General features: G+C 62.4%; 18 protein-coding genes. 8 read left to right on the forward strand and 10 right to left on the reverse strand.

The annotated features are described in order from the left end of the window. Window positions 1-44 precede the first annotated feature (44 nt). A complete protein-coding gene (locus VOI29_RS01375) occupies window positions 45-1,511 on the reverse strand; it encodes an AMP nucleosidase (protein WP_323775669.1) in 1,467 nt (488 codons plus the stop codon). Continuing rightward, window positions 1,508-3,310 carry an adenine deaminase gene (locus VOI29_RS01380; RefSeq protein ID WP_323775670.1) on the reverse strand — a complete coding sequence of 601 codons (1,803 nt, stop codon included), beginning with the start codon at window positions 3,308-3,310 and terminating at the stop codon, window positions 1,508-1,510. The genes VOI29_RS01375 and VOI29_RS01380 overlap by 4 nt, the downstream gene beginning before the upstream one ends. A 142-nt stretch (window positions 3,311-3,452) precedes the next feature. On the opposite strand from VOI29_RS01380, the gene VOI29_RS01385 reads away from it, so the two are divergent. Beyond that, entirely contained in the window at window positions 3,453-3,875 is a 423-nt protein-coding gene (locus VOI29_RS01385; RefSeq protein WP_323775671.1) for a glyoxalase, read from the forward strand. An 83-nt stretch (window positions 3,876-3,958) separates the two neighbouring features. After that, window positions 3,959-5,149: a hypothetical protein gene (locus VOI29_RS01390; protein ID WP_323775672.1), complete on the forward strand. Its 1,191-nt coding sequence runs from the start codon at window positions 3,959-3,961 to the stop codon at window positions 5,147-5,149. Here VOI29_RS01390 and VOI29_RS01395 read toward each other — a convergent pair. Further along, window positions 5,146-6,087: a GlxA family transcriptional regulator gene (locus VOI29_RS01395; protein ID WP_323775673.1), complete on the reverse strand. Its 942-nt coding sequence runs from the start codon at window positions 6,085-6,087 to the stop codon at window positions 5,146-5,148. The genes VOI29_RS01390 and VOI29_RS01395 overlap by 4 nt on opposite strands. Before the next feature lie 79 nt (window positions 6,088-6,166). Here VOI29_RS01395 and VOI29_RS01400 point away from each other — a divergent pair, with 79 nt between their 5' ends. The 4 genes from VOI29_RS01400 to VOI29_RS01415 are packed head-to-tail and all read left to right on the forward strand — an operon-like array spanning window position 6,167 to window position 10,506. Further along, window positions 6,167-7,330 carry an acyl-CoA dehydrogenase family protein gene (locus VOI29_RS01400; protein WP_323775674.1) on the forward strand — a complete coding sequence of 388 codons (1,164 nt, stop codon included), beginning with the start codon at window positions 6,167-6,169 and terminating at the stop codon, window positions 7,328-7,330. 3 nt (window positions 7,331-7,333) lie between these two features. After that, on the forward strand, window positions 7,334-7,636 hold the full coding sequence (locus VOI29_RS01405; protein WP_323775675.1) for a SelT/SelW/SelH family protein: 303 nt from the start codon (window positions 7,334-7,336) through the stop codon (window positions 7,634-7,636). Window positions 7,637-7,642: 6 nt separating this feature from the next. Next, window positions 7,643-9,670 (forward strand): acetate--CoA ligase family protein, encoded by a 2,028-nt coding sequence (locus VOI29_RS01410; protein WP_323775676.1) that lies wholly within the window; start codon window positions 7,643-7,645, stop codon window positions 9,668-9,670. Window positions 9,671-9,720: 50 nt separating this feature from the next. Further along, a complete protein-coding gene (locus VOI29_RS01415; RefSeq protein ID WP_323775677.1) occupies window positions 9,721-10,506 on the forward strand; it encodes a carnitinyl-CoA dehydratase in 786 nt (261 codons plus the stop codon). A gap of 188 nt (window positions 10,507-10,694) precedes the next feature. On the opposite strand, the gene VOI29_RS01420 is transcribed toward VOI29_RS01415, so the two are convergent. Beyond that, on the reverse strand, window positions 10,695-11,144 hold the full coding sequence (locus VOI29_RS01420; RefSeq protein WP_323775704.1) for a class I SAM-dependent methyltransferase: 450 nt from the start codon (window positions 11,142-11,144) through the stop codon (window positions 10,695-10,697). A 207-nt stretch (window positions 11,145-11,351) separates the two neighbouring features. On the opposite strand from VOI29_RS01420, the gene VOI29_RS01425 reads away from it, so the two are divergent. Beyond that, window positions 11,352-12,221, forward strand: a complete 870-nt coding sequence (locus VOI29_RS01425; RefSeq protein ID WP_323775678.1) for an SDR family oxidoreductase — start codon at window positions 11,352-11,354, stop codon at window positions 12,219-12,221. A 49-nt stretch (window positions 12,222-12,270) separates the two neighbouring features. Here VOI29_RS01425 and dxs read toward each other — a convergent pair whose 3' ends face one another. From dxs to VOI29_RS01455, 6 genes are all read right to left on the reverse strand, one after another. Beyond that, the gene (gene dxs / locus VOI29_RS01430; protein ID WP_323775679.1) at window positions 12,271-14,199 is read right to left on the reverse strand and encodes a 1-deoxy-D-xylulose-5-phosphate synthase; all 1,929 of its coding nucleotides are present in this window, start codon (window positions 14,197-14,199) and stop codon (window positions 12,271-12,273) included. A 49-nt stretch (window positions 14,200-14,248) separates the two neighbouring features. Further along, window positions 14,249-15,133, reverse strand: a complete 885-nt coding sequence (locus VOI29_RS01435; protein WP_323775680.1) for a farnesyl diphosphate synthase — start codon at window positions 15,131-15,133, stop codon at window positions 14,249-14,251. Window positions 15,134-15,136: 3 nt separating this feature from the next. Further along, entirely contained in the window at window positions 15,137-15,379 is a 243-nt protein-coding gene (locus tag VOI29_RS01440; protein WP_008554789.1) for an exodeoxyribonuclease VII small subunit, read from the reverse strand. Then, the gene (locus VOI29_RS01445) at window positions 15,376-16,302 is read right to left on the reverse strand and encodes a histone deacetylase family protein (protein WP_323775681.1); all 927 of its coding nucleotides are present in this window, start codon (window positions 16,300-16,302) and stop codon (window positions 15,376-15,378) included. The genes VOI29_RS01440 and VOI29_RS01445 overlap by 4 nt, the downstream gene beginning before the upstream one ends. A 129-nt stretch (window positions 16,303-16,431) precedes the next feature. Further along, window positions 16,432-17,133, reverse strand: a complete 702-nt coding sequence (locus tag VOI29_RS01450; RefSeq protein WP_323775682.1) for a response regulator — start codon at window positions 17,131-17,133, stop codon at window positions 16,432-16,434. Window positions 17,134-17,138: 5 nt separating this feature from the next. Continuing rightward, window positions 17,139-17,642 carry a MarR family winged helix-turn-helix transcriptional regulator gene (locus tag VOI29_RS01455; RefSeq protein ID WP_291734276.1) on the reverse strand — a complete coding sequence of 168 codons (504 nt, stop codon included), beginning with the start codon at window positions 17,640-17,642 and terminating at the stop codon, window positions 17,139-17,141. A gap of 162 nt (window positions 17,643-17,804) precedes the next feature. Here VOI29_RS01455 and VOI29_RS01460 point away from each other — a divergent pair, with 162 nt between their 5' ends. Further along, window positions 17,805-18,671, forward strand: a complete 867-nt coding sequence (locus tag VOI29_RS01460; protein ID WP_323775683.1) for a branched-chain amino acid aminotransferase — start codon at window positions 17,805-17,807, stop codon at window positions 18,669-18,671. Window positions 18,672-18,796: the final 125 nt, after the last annotated feature.

An 18,796-nucleotide genomic window follows, 5' to 3' on the forward strand; every position in this document is an offset into this window, starting at 1 on the left:
AGGCGAAAACAGGCTTTTTTTCTAGGAAAACTGCAAAAATCGCCTTAGAGAAAGGCCGTTTCATCGAACGAGCGCAATTTCCGGCTGTGTAACCGCTCCAGAGGCATTCCGCGCAGGCGCTCCATCGCTCTTATGCCGATTTGCAGATGCCGTGCAACCTGTGTCCGGTAAAAGTCCGAGGCCATGCCCGGCAGCTTGAGCTCCCCATGCAGCGGTTTGTCGGAGACGCACAGAAGCGTGCCATAAGGCACCCGGAAGCGGTAGCCGTTGGCGGCGATGGTCGCGCTTTCCATATCCAGCGCAACGGCGCGGGATTGGGACAGGCGCTGTACCGGGCCGGACTGGTCGCGCAATTCCCAGTTGCGGTTGTCGATGGTGGCGACGGTTCCGGTGCGCATGATCCGTTTGAGGTCAAAACCTTCGTACTCTGTGATTTCGGCCACGGCTTCCTCGAGTGCGACCTGGATTTCCGCTAGTGCCGGAATTGGTGTCCAGACCGGCAGGTCGTCATCCAGCACATGGTCTTCGCGCAGATACCCATGCGCCAGGACAAAGTCACCCAGTGCCTGGGTGTTCCGAAGGCCAGCGCAATGGCCCACCATCAGCCAGGCATGCGGCCGCAGGACCGCGATGTGGTCGGTTGCGGTTTTCGCGTTTGAGGGGCCGACGCCGATATTGACCAGGGTGATGCCGCCGCCGTCCGGCCTTTTCAGGTGGTAGGTCGGCATCTGCGGCAACTTGCCCACGGCGGGAATGGGGGTGGTGTGGTCGGTGATCTCGTGATCGCCGGTACTGACAAAGCTGGTGTAGCCAGTGCCCGGATCCGCCAGCTGGGAGCGGGCGTAGGCTTCAAATTCGGCGACATAGAATTGGTAGTTGGTGAATAGCACGTGGTTCTGGAAATGCTCGGCGCTGGTGGCGGTGTAATGGCTGAGCCGGGCCAGAGAGTAATCAATGCGCTGAGCGGTGAACAACGCCAGCGGGCCAGTGCCGTTGGCGGGCTGGTAGGTGCCGTTGACGATGTCATCATTGGTGGTGGAGAGATCCGGCACGTCAAAGACGTCGCGCAGGGTGAACCCGGCAGCACCGTCCTGCGGCACTGTCAACTCTGGGCGCGAGGCGACTGCAAAATGCACTGGGATCGGAGTGTCGGAGACATCGATTGTCACCGGCTGGCCGTGGTTGCGAATGAGCAGGGTGATCTGCTGGATCAGGTAATTGCGGAACAGGTCCGGCCGGGTCACTGTGGTCGCGTAGGAGCCAGGGGCGGACACATGGCCAAAGCTGAGCCGGCTGTCCACCTGCGCAAAGGAAGAGGTGGTGATGCGGATTTCCGGGTAGTAGGCGCGGATGCGCTGATTGTCCGGCGCCCCGTCGGCCGTCGCCCTGGTGAATTCATCACAGATGAAACCGGTGGCCTGATTGTACAGCAACTCCAACCGGTCAACCGCTTCGGTTGCGTCGTTGAGTGTTTCGGTTGGCGGGTGGCCAGGGTGTTTTGTTGTTATCATTGAACAGGCTCGATCACCGGGATTTTCTGGAAAGTGCGCACGTCGACTAGACCAAGGTCGGAAATCCTGAGCTCCGGGATCACCACCAGGGCCAGCAACGAGTGCTGCATATAGGCGTTGTTCAGGCTGCAGCCACAGGCCGCCATCGCCTCCATCATGATCTGCGCCTTGGCAGCCACTTCGGTTGCCGGGCTGTCGGACATCAGGCCGGCAATCGGCAGCTCCACCAGGGCCAGTTCGTTGCCGTCCTTGTAAAGGGTAATGCCGCCGCCCACTTGGGCCAATCGGTTGGCCGCCAGCGCCATCTGTTCACGGTCGGTGCCGGCCACGATCATATGGTGGCTGTCATGCGCCACGGTTGAGGCCATTGCCATTCTGCCGGTGTAGCCAAAGCCCGAGACAAAGGCGTTGGTGACGCCGCCGGTGGCGCGGTGGCGCTCGACCAGCGCGATCTGGCAGATGTCGCCAGTGCCTTCGACCAGTCCGTTGCGCACCGGAAGTTCCGCCTGCAGCGCCTTGGTTGGAGCCTGGTTTTCCACCACGCCGATCACATTGGCGGTGACCGTATTGGCGCCTTCGGGGGCGGCAAGTTCAACGTCTTTTGCCGTAAGTTCGTGACCCAGACGTACGGTGCCACGGGCGCTGGCAGGCCAGTTGTAATGCGGGCATTCGACCTTAATAGTGCCAGATTCCGCAACGATCCGGCCGCGCGCGACCACTACTTCGATGGGCAGTTCGGCAAGGCTGGAAGTCAGGATCAGATCGGCGCGGCGGCCAGGTGTGATTGAACCGATTTCGCGCTCCAGCCCGAAATGGGTGGCGGTGTTGATAGTGGCCATCTGCAGTGCGATGACGGGATCGCAGCCGCAGGCAATGGCGTGGCGCACCACCCGGTTCATATGGCCGTCATTGACAAGGGTACCGGAGTGGCAGTCGTCTGTGCAAAGTATGAAATTGCGCGGATCGAGACCCTTTTCCGTCACAGCGGTAATCTGGCTTTCGACGTCGTACCAGGCAGAGCCCAGCCGCATCATCGACCGCATCCCCTGGCGGACACGGGCGACGGCGTCGGCCTCGCAGGTGCCCTCATGGTCATCCGCCGGTCCGCCAGCCACATAGGCGGCGAAGTCAGGGCCGAGATCAGGGGAGGCATAATGGCCGCCAACGGTTTTGCCCGCGCGCTGGGTGGCGGCAATTTCAGCCAGCATCTTGGGGTCGGCACCCGCGACGCCGGGGAAGTTCATCATTTCGCCCAGCCCTATGATGCCGGGCCAGTTCATCGCCTCTTCCACGTCTTCGGGCGAAATCTCATGCCCTGTGGTTTCCAAGCCTGGCGCAGAGGGCGCGCAGGAGGGCATTTGGGTGAAGATATTGACGGGCTGCATCAGCGCCTCGTCATGCATATAGCGCACGCCGTCCAGCCCCAGCACGTTGGCGATCTCATGCGGGTCGGTGAACATGCTAGTGGTGCCATGCGGGATCACTGCGCGGGCAAATTCCGCCGGCGTCAGCATGCCGGATTCAATATGCATGTGCGCATCGCACAGGCCTGGGATCATGTAACGGCCCTTGGCCTCGATGATCTGTGTTTCGGGGCCGATGCAATATGTAGCATCCGGCCCGACGTAAGCGAAACGGCCGGCCACGATGGCAATATCATGGTCCGGCAGCAGCTCGCGGGTGTGCACATTGGCCCAGATGCCCTGACGGATCACCGTATCGGCAGGCATACGTCCTGCGGCAACATTGATCAGTTTCGGGGCGGTTTCGGGCCAGCTAGGGAAATTCTGCTCTGACATGATCCAATTGTTCTGATTGCAGCCGGGAAGGCAAGGGGCTTGGGGCAATTGCCACCAAACCTTCATCTTTTCAGGTGCAAAGGCGCCGAAGCCCGGCGCTTTTGGCATTGCCGGACCTGCAGATTCCGGGAAACATTGGGCTATGGACTATGAGAACGCAGATGCAGACAGTTTCGGACGCTCCCTGCGCGGGATCGGGCTGAACCTGCTGATGCGGGATGTTCCGGCTGAAATTGCCTTTTTAGAGACTGTCTTTTCAATGAAAAGGTATCAGGTGAGTAAGGATTTTGCCATCGTGCCCTACGGCGGACAGGTGTTTCAACTGCACAGCGACGGCTCCTATGCCGAAAATCCACTGCTGGCTCTTTTGCCGGAAAACCCGCCGCGCCGCGCCGGGGTGGAGATCCGGCTGTATGGCAGCGACCCGGATAAAACTGCGGCTCGGACAGAGGCCTTGGGCCATACTATACTTCAGCAGCCCGCGGATAAGCCGCACGGTCTGCGGGAGGCGTATATCATGTGTGAAAACGGTTATGCTTGGGTGCCAAGCAGGCTCAAGGGGTAAGCGGCGGGAAATCCTTCCCTTCCGCTGGGGCGGCCTCCGGTCCATGCTGGGCCGAACCGCAGCAAATTTGCGAAGGACCGCTGATGCACGCTATCGCCGAAACGAATGCCTTGGTTGAGGAGGGCATTCTGACACCGGATCAGGCCCGCGAAATCGAGGCCCGCTCGCGCGAGGTGATGGTGTCGCTGGCAGTCAATGCGATTCTGTGTTTCGGCATCATCGCGGCCACGGCGGGGTTCATCTTCTGGCTGGCAGATCCGCTAGCCGTAGCTGTCACCGGTATACTTATGCTGGGCGGCGGTTTGGCGGTGCTGGCGCGCGGCAAGGAGATGCTGCGGATGTTCGGAAATTCCGCCACTCTGATCGGCGCCGGGATGCTGATGGGCGGCGCCGGTATCGAGCTTGCAGACAAATACGAGGACTTTGCCGGCTGGGTGATGCTGCCTGCCGGCGCATTGGTGGCAGCGATCTGCGTCTGGCGCTGGCGGAACGGGGCCTGGTCCACTGGATTTGTATTGGGGATGATCCTGCTGATGGGGCTTGCGATGCATCTGGCCGGGATCGAACTGCTGCTGCAGCAGTATGAAATAGGCTCGCCGGCCCGAAACTTCGTGCTGCTCTATTACGCTCTGGCACTTGGTCTGGCTGGCTGGCAGGTGGATGTGCGCTTTGTCACTGCGCTGGCGATTGCGCCTTTTGCCCAGATGCTGGAAACCGGCACCGGCTATTTTCACGCGGCCTATGTTTTCTATTCGCCGGAAACGACCCTGACAATCTTGCAGATGGTCCTGCTGATTCTGCTGTGCGTATCCGGCGCAGCGCGGCTGGCTGAGCGTGACGCGCGGCATTTGCGTATACTGGCGATCCTGGGGTTTGTTGTTGCCAATCTTTGTGCTCTCGTCGGCTCTCTGTGGGGCGATGTGATTGGCGAAACCGTCTGGGGGCCGGGCCGTTACAGCGATGGTTATGCGGATTGGGAGGCCTATGCCACTGCCCGTGATGCCTTCCGCGACAGTGCGCTGTTCATCTCCGAAGGCGTCTATTCGGTGCTTTGGGCGGCGGTGCTGGCGGCGGTGATCTTCTGGGCGGCGCGGCGCCACCAGCGCGGGCTGTTCAATGCAGCGCTGACTTTTGCCACCATCCATGCCTACACGCAGATGTTTGAATCCTTTGCCGATGAGCCGCTGGCCTATGTGATCGGCGGTCTGGCGGCGATTCCGTTGGCCTGGGGGCTTTGGCGGCTGAACCAGTGGATGGCCGTCACGCCGGCCTAGCTACTGTTGCGCAAGGCACGCGGGGTGGTTCCGAACTCAGCCTTGAAGGCCCGTGTAAGCGCGCTAGGGTCGTCATAGCCGCAGCGCAAGGCAATTTCCGAGACGCTCAATACAGTTTCTAACACAAGCTTTCTGGCGTGTATCAGCCTTAGCCGCCGGTACACCGCCTGCGGTGTCGCCCCCAGTTCGGCCTTCATTCGCGCCTCTAGATCCTTTTGGCTGCGGCCTGCCTTTCTGGCCACGGCAGCAATCGGCAAAGGCATCTCCAGATTGGCCTGCATCACCGCAACTGCGCGGGCCACGGATTTGCCGCGCACAAGGATCGGGTCCTGAGTTTCTGTTGCCTCGGGCGCCATGAACAGAGTGGCCACCTCCAGCCGAAGTGCGGCACCATGCTGACCCCCGATCAGTTCCATCATGGTGTCAAAGGCCGCCAGAGCGCCGGTGCAAGTGATGCGGTTGCCGTCCCAGACTTGCCGTGCGCGTTCCGCCTGCACGTCCGGGAAGGCCTCGGTGAAACGGCTGAGCTCTTCCCAGTGAATGGTCGCGCGCCGCGCCTCCAGAAGACCGGCCTGCGCCAGCAGCCAGGCGCCGGTATCGAAGCCGGCCAAAGCCTTGTACCGCAGGGCGGCAGACTTCAGCGCGCGGGCGGTGGCAACCGTAGCATGGCGCAGGAAATCGTAGGACGGCATGGCAATCAGCAGGTCGCCGCTACAATCTGCCAGCCGTCCATGCGCCCGCACTTCCATCCCCGATGATGAAACTGCCGGACCGCCGTCGAGAGTCAGGAACCGCCAAGCATAGACCTGCCGCCCGGCGAATGTGTTGGCGGCGCGCAGAGGCTCCACCGTATTGGCCAGGCAATGGGCCGAGAAGGCATCGAACAGCAGCACATCCAGTTGCTGCGCCGCAGCGTCAGGATTTATCCAACTTCGCATGAAAAACTCTAACTATGCATGATGTATGCGCGCAAGCCGCTTAACCTGATCCGCAACAGATTTGCGAAGGAAGACCGCCATGCAGTTCGGGATGACCGAAGAACAATCGATGATCGTCGAGACCACCCGCGCCTTTGTGGAAAAGGAGCTGTATCCGCATGAGGCCGAGATCGAGCGCAGCGGCCATTTGGATATGGACGTGATCCGCGATGTGCAGAAGAAAGCGATGGAAGCGGGCCTCTATGCGGCCAATATGCCTGAGGCAGTCGGCGGAGCCGGCCTCGATACGCTGACCTGGCTGCTGTATGAAAAGGAACTGGGCCGCGCCAATTACGCGCTGCACTGGACCGGGGTGGCGCGGCCGTCGAACATTCTGCTGGCGGGTACCGAGGAGCAGAAGGAAGAATACCTGTTTCCTTGCATGAAGGGTGAGAAATGGGACTGCCTGGCAATGACCGAGCCGGATGCAGGATCGGATCTGCGCGGCATGAAGGCGACCGCCCGTAAGGATGGCGGCGACTGGATCCTGAACGGCACCAAGCATTTCATCAGTCACGCCGACATTGCCGATTTTGCCATCTGCTTCATGGCGACCGGCGTTGAAGATACCCCGCGCGGGCCGAAGAAAAAGATCACCGCGTTCTTTGTCGACAAGGGCACGCCGGGGTTCGAGGTGCGCGATGGTTACGGCAACGTCAGCCACCGCGGATACACCAACGCGGTGCTGGAGTTCGACGATTGCCGCCTGCCGTCCTCTGCGATCCTGGGCGAAGTCGACAAGGGGTTCGAGGTTGCCAACACCTGGCTGGGCGCCACCCGGCTGCAGGTGGCCGCCACTTGCCTGGGCCGGGCTGAACGCGCGTTGCAGCATTCGGTGGAATATGCCGCTGAACGCAAGCAGTTCGGTCAGCAGATCGGCAAGTTCCAGGGCATCTCATTCAAGCTCGCCGATATGGCACTGGAGTTAAAGGCGGCAAACCTGCTGACCTGGGAGGCCGGCTGGAAGTTTGATCAAGGCACTGTCACCGAGAGCGACATGTCGATGGCCAAGCTGAAAGCGACCGAGATGCTGGCCTTTGTCGCCGATGAGGCAATTCAGATTCACGGCGGCATGGGCCTGATGGACGAACTGCCGCTGGAACGCATCTGGCGGGACGCCCGGGTCGAGCGTATCTGGGAAGGCACCAGTGAAATCCAGCGGCACATCATCAGCCGCGAGATGCTGCGCGCCGTCGGAGGCTGAGCCATGACTCAAACCGGGAAACCCAGGGTCACAATTACCTATTGCATCGGCTGCAACTGGCTGTTGCGGGCGGGCTGGATGGCGCAGGAGCTGCTGCAGACCTTCCAGGATCAGTTGGGCGGGGTAACTTTGGTTCCCGGAGATTTAGGCGGGATCTTTGAGATCCATGTTGATAAGGAGCTGATCTGGGAACGCAAACGGGACGGCGGCTTTCCTGATGTGAAAGAGCTGAAGACCCGTGTGCGCGACCGGATCAATCCTGAACAAGACCTCGGCCATCTGGACCGTGGCAAGACCGGTGAATAAGATCAAATGCAGTCTCTAAACAGGCTTTTCCGCCCGAAATCCATTGCTGTGATTGGCGGCGGCGCATGGTGCCGTCTGGTGATCGAGCAATGCCGGAAGATGGGTTTTGAGGGCACCATCTGGCCCGTCCACCCCAAGGCAGACGAGGTCGCGGCCCTGCCTGCCTTCAAGGATGTGGACAGCCTGCCGGAAGCGCCGGATGCGGCCTTCATCGGGGTGAACCGCTTTGCCACCATCAAGGTGGTGCGGGCGCTGTCGGCACGCGGTGCCGGGGGGGCAGTGTGCTTTGCCTCCGGTTTCCTGGAGGCTGCCGCTGAGGATGCCGAAGGCGCGGACCTGCAGGCACAGCTCCTGGAAGCAGCGGGCGAGATGCCCTTCCTCGGCCCCAACTGTTATGGCTTCATCAATTATCTGGACGGCGCGCTGTTGTGGCCGGACCAGCATGGTGGCACGCGGGTGGAGAAAGGCGTGGCACTGGTCACCCAAAGCTCCAACATTGCCATTAACCTGACCATGCAGAAACGCGGGCTGCCGGTCGCATATGCGGTGACCGCAGGCAATCAAGCGCAATCCGGCATTGCCGCGATTGGCGAAGCCCTGCTGGAAGATGACCGCGTCACCGCACTTGGCCTGCACATCGAAGGGTTCGGAGATTTGCGTGCGCTGGAGGCTTTGGCAGCACGCGCCCGTGAACTCGGAAAGCCGGTGGTGGCGCTGAAGGTGGGCAAATCAGCCGAGGCCCAGGCCGCAACTGTTTCTCATACCGCCTCGCTTGCAGGCGGTGACGCGGGGGCCGGGGCTTTGCTCTCCCGTCTCGGTATCCCGCGTCTGGATGATCTGCCGTCCTTTCTGGAGACGCTGAAACTCTTGCACGTGACGGGTCGGCTGCCTTCGAACCGGATTGCAACCATCAGCTGCTCAGGCGGCGAGGCAAGCCTGGCCGCAGATACCGGCCATGCGCGCAATGTTGAGTTCCCGGCGCTGAGCGAACGGCAGAAGACCGACCTGCGTGAGGCGCTTGGGCCGATGGTGGCCCTGGCAAATCCGCTCGACTACCACACCTATATCTGGCGGGACGCCGAGGCGATGACCCGGGCGTTTTCTGCGATGATGGACCCGCAGTTGGCGATGACGATGCTGATCGTGGACTTCCCGCGCGAAGACCGCTGTGATGCATCCGACTGGGAATGCACCATTCAGGCGGCCATTGGCTCGCGCGAGCAGACCGGCGCCAACGTCGGTCTGGTGGCGACTTTGCCGGAGCTGATGCCCGAGGATGTAGCGGCCCGGCTGATGGCAGCGGGTGTGGTACCCTTTTGCGGTCTCAGTGAGGCGATTTCGGCGTGTGAGGCCGCGAGTCTGCCGCAGCCGCCAGCCCCGGCGCCGCTGCTGCTGCCGACGCCCGTGGTGGAACCCGATTTGGTGCCCGAAGCGGAGGCCAAACGGCAGCTTGCAGACTATGGGTTGCGTATACCGCGCTTCAAACGTGCTGCCTCGGCGACCAATGCGCGGGCGGTGGCGGTGGATGTCGGCTTCCCCGTTGTTCTGAAAGGCGAGGGCCTAGCCCATAAGACCGAAGCCGGAGCGGTCGCGCTGAATCTGACATCTGGTCAGGAGGTAAGCGATGCAGCCTTCAACATGCCGGCTTCGCGGTTCCTCGTTGAAGAAATGGTCACTGGTGCAGTTGCGGAACTGCTGATCGGTGTGGTCAAGGATCCGGCGCATGGCTTTGTCATGACGCTGGCCGCAGGCGGCACCCTGACCGAGCTGATGGAGGACAGCGCCTCCTTCCTGCTGCCGGCTTCGGATGCGGAGATCAACGCGGCGCTCAACGCTCTGCGAATCGCCAGGCTGCTGGATGGCTACCGGGGCGCCCCGGCGGCGGACCGTGAAGCGGTTCTGCGGGCAATCCGTGCGGTGGAGGCCTATGTGACGGAAAACGCACTGGGTCTGGAAGAGATCGAGATCAACCCGCTTCTCTGCACGCCGTCTGACGCCGTTGCGGCAGATGCGCTGATGAGGCGGAAATACTAAGGCTTCGGCCGCAAACATGAACGGTACTGCCCGTGCCAGGAGGAACTGAGATGACCGAGAGCCCCGTGAAAACCCGCCGCGACGGCGCCATTCTGGAAGTGACCTTGGACCGGCCCAAGGCCAATGCCATCGACCTTCAGACCAGCCGGGTCATGGGTGAAGTGTTCCGTGATTTCCGGGATGATCCGGAACTGCGGGTCGCAATTCTGACCGGTGGCGGAGAGAAATTCTTCTGCCCTGGCTGGGATCTGAAAGCCGCAGCTGACGGAGATGCTGTGGACGGCGACTACGGCGTCGGCGGTTTCGGCGGGCTGCAGGAGCTGCGCGATATGAACAAGCCGGTGATTGCCGCCGTGAACGGAATCGCTTGCGGCGGCGGGCTGGAGCTGGCTTTGTCAGCGGATATGATCATTGCCGCCGATCACGCGACCTTTGCATTGCCGGAAATCCGCTCCGGAACCGTGGCGGATGCGGCCAGCGTGAAATTACCCAAGCGTATTCCCTATCACATTGCGATGGAGCTGCTGCTTACGGGCCGTTGGTTTGATGCCGAAGAGGCGAACCGCTGGGGTCTGGTGAATGAAATCGTGGCGGCGGATCAGCTGATGGACCGGGCCTGGGAGCTGGCGCGGTTGCTCGCCTCCGGTCCGCCGCTGGTCTATGCGGCGATCAAGGAGGTGGTGCGCGACGCTGAGGATTCTAAATTCCAGGACGCCATGAACCGGATCACCCGGCGGCAGCTGCAGACGGTGGATGTGCTCTATGGGTCCGAGGACAATCTGGAAGGCGCCCGCGCCTTTGCTGAAAAACGCGATCCGGTCTGGAAGGGGCGCTGACGCAGCGCGCCGTCAGGCGCGCTGCCAGGCCTAAGGCTGCGGATGGCATCGCAGATGCCGCGCGACGGCGCGAGAGCCCTGCCTGTTTCAGATACACCCGAAGTTGCCGCTGCCCAGTTGCGCCCGGCGCCGCGCTTTGCGCGGCGTTTGGGGCTTCGCCCGTTCAATGGCGAACTGGCACAAGGGCGCTATTCCTTTTGAAACAGCGCAACCAGGGCGGTGTCGTTCTTGTGTGTGCCTGATGCTCCGCAGTCATAGATGCGCAGTTCAGGCAGAGTCAGCCCCGTGAACCATTGACCGCGCAGCAGCCGGTCGAAGGCTTCAGTAAACCCCGCCTTGTTGTATGATCCGGCGTTCACAGACAGCGCAAACCAGGCATCAGCTGCGGCCAGCCGCAACAGGGCCGGCAGGACCTCGGGGCCGAGGTGGCCAAAAGTGAAAGTGCCGGACGAAACCACGCCGCGGCAACTGTTGTGCGGCACCGGGATACCTTCCAGAAGATCGGCCTCAATCACGTCGCGGTAGACGTCCTTGCGCAAGGCTTCGGCCAGCATGGCGGCGCTCAGGTCGGTGGCGTCGATGGGGCCGACCCCAAGCAGCTGCAGCGCCTGGCCGCAGAGGCCGGTGCCTTCACCCATGTCCAGCAACGGGCTTTTTCCCCGGTGGCGAAATCCTGATCCTAAGAGCCTGCCCAATCCGCATAGAGCCGTCGCGAATCATCGGGCGTGCTCAGCGCATAGGCATCAGACAGGCCGGGTGTATGTTTTTTCATCGGGTCATCAAAGGTGCTGGGGAGATTCGAATCAACCCTTGCGCCCCTGGTCCGGCCGACGCATCTAGGAGCCATGAGGAAAACACTGCTTTGTCTTGGATTTGGCTATACCGCGCGGGCGCTTGCGCCGCACCTGCTGGCGCAGGGATGGCGGGTCATCGGCACCTCCCGCGAGGCTGTGGCGGCCGCAGGAGTGGAGATGTTCACCTGGCCCGGGCAGGATGTGCCGTTGGATGGTGTAACCCACATTTTGAACTCGATCGGGCCGAACGCAGAGGGCGATCCGGTGCTTGCTGCGCTGGGTGATCGGATCACCGCTGCCCCCGGCCTGGAGTGGGTTGGCTATCTGTCTACAACGGCGGTTTACGGCCACCACGACGGCGCCTGGGTGGACGAAGACACGCCGGTTGCTCCCTCCAGTCAGCGCGGCGACTGGCGTGCCAAGGCAGAAGCGCAATGGCAGGCAATTCCGGACTTGCCGTTGCATATCTTCCGCCTGGCCGGCATCTACGGCCCCGGCCGCGGTCCCTTTGCCAAGCTGATGGCAGGTAAAGCGCGGCGGATCATAAAGCCGGGGCAGGTGTTTTCCCGCATCCACGTCGAGGACATCGCCCAGGTGCTTGCGGCCTCCATCGCGAGACCCCAGCCCGGTGCCATTTACAACGTCTGTGACGACGACCCGGCCCCGCCGCAGGATGTGCTGGGCTATGCGGCGGAGCTGCTGGGCTTGCCGGTGCCGGCCGAGGTGCCCTTTGACGAGGCTGGCATGACACGCATGGCGCGCAGCTTCTACGGCGAGAACAAGCGGGTCAGGAACCGCCGGATCAAGAGTGAGCTGGGGGTGGAGCTGCTCTATCCCACCTACCGCGAGGGGCTGCGGGCGGTGCTGGAAGCCGAGGATATGGAGAGTTTCGTGCCGCCTGCGGAGCCGCCGGGTGTGTAAAGAGATATACCGGGACTGCTAAGCCAGGCGCGCGCCTGCCGGGCGGCGGCTATGCTCGCTTCTCGCCAATCGTAGCGACGCCCAGCACTTCCAGCACTTTGGTTTCGATCTGCGGCGCGTTCATCGCTGCAGCCTCATACATGTCCGCCGGGCTGGCCTGGTCGATGAAGGTATCAGGCAGAACCATCGAGCGGAACTTGAGGCCGCTGTCAAAAACGCCTGCCTCGGCCAGAAGCTGCGCCACATGGGATCCGAAACCGCCCACCGCGCCTTCCTCGATGGTAATCAGCGCCTCGTGAACAGTAGCTAGCTGCAGGATCAGATCGCGGTCCAGCGGTTTGGCAAATCGGGCGTCGGCAATCGTCGGGGTGATGCCTTTGGCGGCCAGCGCTTCGGCAGCTTTGCGGACCTCGCCAAGGCGGGTTCCGAAGGACAGCAGGGCGACGCGCTTGCCCTCCTGGATCATCCGGCCCTTGCCGATTTTCAGCACTTCGGGGGTCTCCGGCATCTCGACGCCTTCGCCTTCGCCGCGCGGATAGCGGAAGGCGATGGGGCCGTTGTCATGGGCGGCGGCTGTGGCGACCATATGAGCCAGTTCAGCCTCGTCGGCAGCGGCCATCACCACCATGCCCGGCAAGTTGGCCATGAAACCGATGTCGAAGCTGCCGGCATGGGTGGCGCCATCCGCACCTACCAGACCCGCGCGGTCGATGGCAAAGCGGACCGGCAGCCGCTGGATCGCCACGTCGTGCACTACTTGGTCGTAACCGCGCTGCAGGAAGGTGGAATACATCGCACAAAACGGCTTCATACCGCCTGCGGCCAGGGCGGCGGCAAAGGTCACGCCGTGCTGTTCGGCAATACCGACGTCGAAGGTGCGCGAGGGGTAGCGCTCTGCCATCAGGTTCAGCCCTGTGCCGTCGGGCATGGCTGCAGTAACGGCGCAGATCTTGTCGTCCTTGGCGGCCAGCTTCACCAGTTCATTGCCGAAGACCGAAGTGTAGGAAGGCGCGTTGGAGGGCGCTTTTTTTTGCTCACCCGTCATCATGTCGAATTTGGCGGTGGCGTGGCCCTTGTCGAGGGCGGCTTCCGCCGGGGCGTAGCCCTTGCCCTTTTTGGTGAGGACGTGGATCAGAATCGGACCGGTGGCGCGGGCTTTGACCGTGCGCAGCACAGGCAGCAGCTGGTCCATGTCGTGGCCGTCTATTGGTCCAAGGTATGAGAAGCCGAGTGCCTCGAACAATGTGCCGCCGACCGCCATGCCCTTCAGCATGTCCTTGGCGCGTTTGGCGCCTTCGCGGAAGGGCTCGGGCAGCAGCGAAACGGCACCTTTAGCCGCCGCCTTAAGCTCTTGGAAAGGCTCGCCTGCATAGAGGCGCGAGAGATAGGAGGACAGCGCGCCCACCGGCGGTGCAATCGACATCTCATTGTCGTTCAGGATGACGATCAGCCGTTTGCCCAGATGGCCTGCGTTATTCATCGCTTCAAACGCCATGCCTGCCGACATTGACCCGTCGCCGATTACCGCGATGGCGTCGCCGATGCCCTCGGGGATCACGCCGCCGAGGTCGCGTGCTACGGAAAAACCCAGCGCGGCGCTGATTGAGGTGGAACTGTGCGCGGCACCAAAGGGGTCATAAGAGGACTCGGAACGTTTGGTGAAACCGCTGAGGCCGTCCTTCATGCGCAGGGTGCGGATGCGGTCGCGGCGCCCGGTCAGGATCTTATGCGGGTAGCACTGGTGCGAGACGTCCCAGATCACCTTGTCCCGCGGGGTGTCAAAGACGGCGTGCAATGCGGTGGTCAGCTCGACCACACCGAGGCCCGCGCCCAGATGGCCACCGGTGACAGAAACCGCAGCAATGGTTTCCTGCCGCAGCTCGTGGGCGACCTGAGCCAGCTGTGTGTCAGACAGCCCCTTCAGATCCGCGGGGCGCGCGATCTGGTCCAAAAGCGGAGTGTTCGGCCGGTCGGACATGATGTCTCCTTGGGCAGCGCCTGTCGGGATGCCGGGGCGTGGCACGGGGTTAGCTCTCGCGCGCAATAACGAAGCGCGCGGCATCCTTCAAGGTTCCGGCGGCCGCGCCATAGGGGGAAAGGGCGGCACAGGCCTCCTCGCACAGTTCCCTTGCACGTGCTTTGGCTTCTGTCAGGCCCAATAATGAGACAAAGGTTGCCTTGCCGGCGTCGGCATCCTTGCGCACGGCTTTGCCGACCTTGGCGGCATCACCCTCGACATCCAAAATGTCGTCGGCGATCTGGAAAGCAAGGCCGAGGGCGCGTGCGTATTGCCGCAGCGGTGCCGTGTCGGCGCCCGCCAGCACAGCTCCGGCGGAGGCGGACCAGTCGATCAGGCAGCCGGTCTTGCGGCCTTGCAGCCGGGTGATCTGCTCCAGCGTCAGCGGCCCGGCGGCGGTTTCCGCTGCAATATCCAGCATCTGGCCCGAGACCATGCCGTCCTTGCCGGAAGCGTGCGCCAGGCCGCGGATCAGGGTCAGCGCATGGGGGCCAACCTTGCGGTCCGCCAGCAGTTCAAAGGCAAAGCTTTGCAGACTGTCGCCTGCCAGCACCGCCATTGCCTCGTCCCATTTGCGGTGCAAGGTGGGCTGGCCGCGGCGCAGATCGTCGTCGTCCATGCAAGGCAAGTCGTCATGCACCAGCGAGTAGGCATGGATGCATTCGATGGCGAGGGCTGCCTCGATTGCGGCCTCCATCGAAACCCCATGCAGGCTGGCGCTTTCCAGCACCAGAAATCCGCGCAGCATCTTGCCGCCGGTAACGGCGTAGCGCATGGCGGCGTGCAGCTCGTCACGGCTTGCCAGCCGCAGTTCCATATGTGCGGCGATACGGGCCTGTGCGTCTTGCAGCGCTTGTGCAAAGGGACGCGTTTGGGTGTCTGCTGCGGCGGTCATAACTTAGCCGGCGTCCAGCGGCTGGGTGCCCTTGGGAGTGCCGTTTGCGTCCAGCGTGATGGCGGCGACCTTTTCCTCGGCGCGTTTCAGCTCGTCCTCGCAGCGCTTCTTAAGCGCGGCGCCCCGGGTATAGAGGTCGATCGAGGCATCCAGCGCCACGTCGCCGCGCTCAAGCTGGTCCACCACGCCTTCCAGCTCTCGCATCGCCTGTTCAAAGCTCATCTGGTCTACGGGGGTCTCAGTCATGCCGGTGCCTTTATCAATTCTTCCACATGTGCGCGCGTTGCCGCGGCCAGCGCGTTCAGATCATATCCGCCTTCCAAAGTCGAGACGATACGGCCCTGGCAGAGATCACTGGCGAGTTTGCACAGCTCGGCGGTAATCCATGCGAAATCGGCTGTGGCCCAGTTGAGGCTGGCAAGGGGGTCGTCCTGATGGGCGTCAAAGCCGGCCGAGATGATGATCAGCTCCGGTTTGAACGCGCGCAGGCGCGGGAAGGCCTGCCCCTCATAGGCCGCCTGCATCTCCGCCCGGCCGGAGCCCGGCGCCAGCGGCATGTTCAGGATCGTGCCATGGGCGCCGTCCTCATCCGGGCGGCCGGAGCCGGGCCAGAGCGGCATCTGCTGGCTGGTGATCACCAGAGTGCGCGGTTCGTCCCACAAGATATCCTGGGTGCCGTTGCCGTGGTGCACGTCGAAATCCACCACCGCGACCCGGCTGAGGCCGTGATGGTCCAGCGCGTGTTTGGCGGCCAGCGCGGCATTGCCGAACAGGCAGAAGCCCATGGCAGTACCGGTCTCCGCGTGGTGTCCCGGCGGGCGCACGGCGGCAAAAACGTTCTGCACCTCGCCGCCCAGCACCATGTCGACACCGCGCACCGCCGCGCCCGCTGCGCGGAAGGCGGCATCCAGAGAGCCGGGGGACATGAACGTGTCGCCGTCGATCTGTGCCCAGCCCTCCGCCGGGGAGGCTTTGCGCAAGTCCGAGAGGTAGTCTGCCGGATGGATGCGCAGAATGTCGTCCTCGGCGGCCATCGGTGCGGTGATGCGCTTCAGCTCCAAGAGTTCCAGCGCGTGCAGGATGTACGCCAGCCGTGCGACCTGTTCCGGGTGGCCGTCAGGGGTCACATGAGTGAGGCAATCGGCATGGGTGATCAGGGCGGTGGTCATCGGGGTCTCCTCCTGCGGCGGGCCTTGGCGCGACCCTAGGAGGGGGCGGATTGTGGCCGCAAGGAAAAAGCCGGGACTCCGTTCCAGTCTACGGGATATTCTCAGCCAGAAAAAGGAGTGCAAAAGGCTTTAGTCAGGTGCCAGCATATAACCGGCGCCGCGCACCGTCTGCAGATATTGCGGCTGTTTCGGGTTCGGCTCGATCTTGCGGCGCAGGCGGGTGATCTGCACGTCCACAGCGCGTTCCTGCGCCTGACCGCGGTCGCGGCCCAGATCTTCGACCAGCTTGGTGCGGGACACTGGCTCGCCCGGCTGCGCCGAGAAGATCTTCATCAGCTGGCTTTCGGTGCCGGTGAGGCGGATCAGCTCGTCGCCCTGCCACATCTCGCCGCGTTCAATGTCATAGCGGATGGCGCCCAGATGCAGCACTTTGAGGGCACATTCCTGTGCCACAGTGTCCGGCATCCGCCGCAGGATCGCGTTCACCCGCAGCAAAAGCTCCTTCGGCTCAAAGGGTTTGGGCAGGTAGTCATCTGCACCTGCCTCCAAGCCAGCGATGCGGTCTTCGGTCTCGCCTTTGGCGGTCAGCAGCAGGATCGGTGTGGCCATGGTCTCTCGCAGCGATTGCGTCAGCGAGATACCGTCCTCGCCGGGCATCATCACATCCATGACGATCAGGTCAAAATCCAGCCCTGCCAACACCCGCCGGGCATGGGCCGCATCCCGCGCTGCCGTTACCAGAAAGCCGGACCGCATCAGGAATTTTTTCAGAAGGCTGCGGATGCGCTCGTCGTCATCGACGATCAGCAGATGGGCGTCATTCATGCTCATGTGGCTCAATCCCGCAGCTTGGCATAGGCACGGCGCATATCCGCATCCATCATTGCCTCAAGCACTTTCTTGAATCCTTGCACCGCTTCGGGGCCTGCATCCTTATAGGCGGCGCGCATCCGGGCGCGCTGGGCATCCGACAGCGTGGCCTCCAGAGCGGCGCCCTGATCAGTCAGGTACAGATGCCGCTCGCGCTTATCCAGCTCACCCACCTTGCTGATCACCAGACCATCGCCGATCAATGTGCGCAGCACCCGGTTCAGCGATTGTTTGGTGACACCCAGTATGCTGAGAAGGTTGTTCACTGTCGTGCCGGGCGAACGGTTGATAAAGTGGACCGCCCTGTGATGCGCCCGGCCATAGGACAATTCTGCCAGAATCCGGTCCGGGTCGGCCGTAAAGCCGCGGTAGGCAAAAAACATTGCCTCGATCCCCTGGCGCAGCTGCTCATCCGTCAGGAACAGCAGGCTTTCGCCGCCGTATCCCTGCCCTGTCCGGCCTTCAGGCATTCGGTGCCCCCTCGTCTGTAATGCCGGTCAGTTTATGTCAGTGTTGTTGACATTCCAAGGGTGAAGATGTATCGAATCGCAGCTTTGGCGCAAGATTGTGTCCGGTCCGGTCGCAACTAGCGCAATAAATGGAAATCCCGCAGAGTTTTAGGAGGGTGCGGCATGGCAAGTTATGACGACCGCGACGGTGTGATCTGGATGGATGGGGAATTGGTCGACTGGCGGGATGCCAAGGTGCATATTCTGACCCATGCCATGCATTATGCCTCCTCCGTGTTCGAAGGCGAGCGCGCCTATAACGGCAAGATCTTCAAGAGCCGCGAGCATTCCGAACGCCTGATCGCATCGGCCGAGGCGTTGGACATGCCGATGCCTTACACAGTCGATCAGATCGAGGCGGCCAAGGATGAGGCGCTGAAGGCTTCCGGCCTGCAGGATGCCTATGTGCGGGCGCTGGTCTGGCGCGGGTCCGGTGATGATATGGGGGTGGCCTCGGCTGCCAACCCGGTGCGGATGGCAATCGCGGTCTGGGGCTGGGGCGCCTACTATGGCGACGCCAAAATGCAGGGCGCCAAGCTGGCGATTGCCGAATGGAAACGCCCCTCGCCGGAAACCATCCCGGTCCATGCCAAGGCGGCAGGCCTTTACATGATCTGCACCATATCCAAGCACAAAGCGGCCGCGCAGGGCTGCTCGGACGCGCTGTTCATGGACTGGCGCGGGTTTGTGGCCGAGGCGACCGGCGCCAACATTTTCTTCGTAAAGGATGGCGAGGTGCACACCCCTCTGGCGGATTGTTTCCTCAATGGCATTACCCGCCAGACCGTGATCCAGATGCTGAAAGACAAGGGGATCACCGTGCATGAGCGCCGCATCAAGCCGGAGGAAATGGAAGGCTTTGAGCAGTGCTGGCTGACTGGCACCGCCGCCGAAGTTACGCCGGTGGGCGAGATCGGACCCTACAAATTCGAAGTCGGCGCGCTGACCCGTGAGATCGCCGAGGACTACGAAAAACTGGTCCGCGCGTAAGTGCACGCCAATACGGAACGGAAAACCCCGCCTGCGTGCGGGGTTTTTTCTTTGCGGCGCCGGACTGCCTTTCACGGTTCATAGCGGCCAAAGCCATTTATCTGCACTCATTCCGGTACTGTGCC

It is taken from the genome of Leisingera sp., from assembly GCF_034669605.1.
GTDB lineage: Bacteria > Pseudomonadota > Alphaproteobacteria > Rhodobacterales > Rhodobacteraceae > Leisingera.

What these genes read in the sequence shown, in the direction of transcription:
- VOI29_RS01435 (WP_323775680.1), bottom strand. Translation starts at nt 15,133, where the DNA reads ATGACCGCCGCAGCAGACACCCAAACGCGTCCCTTTGCACAAGCGCTG.
- VOI29_RS01440 (WP_008554789.1), bottom strand. Translation starts at nt 15,379, where the DNA reads ATGACTGAGACCCCCGTAGACCAGATGAGCTTTGAACAGGCGATGCGA.
- VOI29_RS01415 (WP_323775677.1), top strand. Translation starts at nt 9,721, where the DNA reads ATGACCGAGAGCCCCGTGAAAACCCGCCGCGACGGCGCCATTCTGGAA.
- VOI29_RS01445 (WP_323775681.1), bottom strand. Translation starts at nt 16,302, where the DNA reads ATGACCACCGCCCTGATCACCCATGCCGATTGCCTCACTCATGTGACC.
- VOI29_RS01460 (WP_323775683.1), top strand. Translation starts at nt 17,805, where the DNA reads ATGGCAAGTTATGACGACCGCGACGGTGTGATCTGGATGGATGGGGAA.
- VOI29_RS01395 (WP_323775673.1), bottom strand. Translation starts at nt 6,087, where the DNA reads ATGCGAAGTTGGATAAATCCTGACGCTGCGGCGCAGCAACTGGATGTG.
- VOI29_RS01385 (WP_323775671.1), top strand. Translation starts at nt 3,453, where the DNA reads ATGGACTATGAGAACGCAGATGCAGACAGTTTCGGACGCTCCCTGCGC.
- VOI29_RS01375 (WP_323775669.1), bottom strand. Translation starts at nt 1,511, where the DNA reads ATGATAACAACAAAACACCCTGGCCACCCGCCAACCGAAACACTCAAC.
- VOI29_RS01420 (WP_323775704.1), bottom strand. Translation starts at nt 11,144, where the DNA reads ATGGGTGAAGGCACCGGCCTCTGCGGCCAGGCGCTGCAGCTGCTTGGG.
- VOI29_RS01425 (WP_323775678.1), top strand. Translation starts at nt 11,352, where the DNA reads ATGAGGAAAACACTGCTTTGTCTTGGATTTGGCTATACCGCGCGGGCG.
- VOI29_RS01455 (WP_291734276.1), bottom strand. Translation starts at nt 17,642, where the DNA reads ATGCCTGAAGGCCGGACAGGGCAGGGATACGGCGGCGAAAGCCTGCTG.
- VOI29_RS01400 (WP_323775674.1), top strand. Translation starts at nt 6,167, where the DNA reads ATGCAGTTCGGGATGACCGAAGAACAATCGATGATCGTCGAGACCACC.
- VOI29_RS01380 (WP_323775670.1), bottom strand. Translation starts at nt 3,310, where the DNA reads ATGTCAGAGCAGAATTTCCCTAGCTGGCCCGAAACCGCCCCGAAACTG.
- dxs (WP_323775679.1), bottom strand. Translation starts at nt 14,199, where the DNA reads ATGTCCGACCGGCCGAACACTCCGCTTTTGGACCAGATCGCGCGCCCC.
- VOI29_RS01405 (WP_323775675.1), top strand. Translation starts at nt 7,334, where the DNA reads ATGACTCAAACCGGGAAACCCAGGGTCACAATTACCTATTGCATCGGC.
- VOI29_RS01450 (WP_323775682.1), bottom strand. Translation starts at nt 17,133, where the DNA reads ATGAGCATGAATGACGCCCATCTGCTGATCGTCGATGACGACGAGCGC.
- VOI29_RS01390 (WP_323775672.1), top strand. Translation starts at nt 3,959, where the DNA reads ATGCACGCTATCGCCGAAACGAATGCCTTGGTTGAGGAGGGCATTCTG.
- VOI29_RS01410 (WP_323775676.1), top strand. Translation starts at nt 7,643, where the DNA reads ATGCAGTCTCTAAACAGGCTTTTCCGCCCGAAATCCATTGCTGTGATT.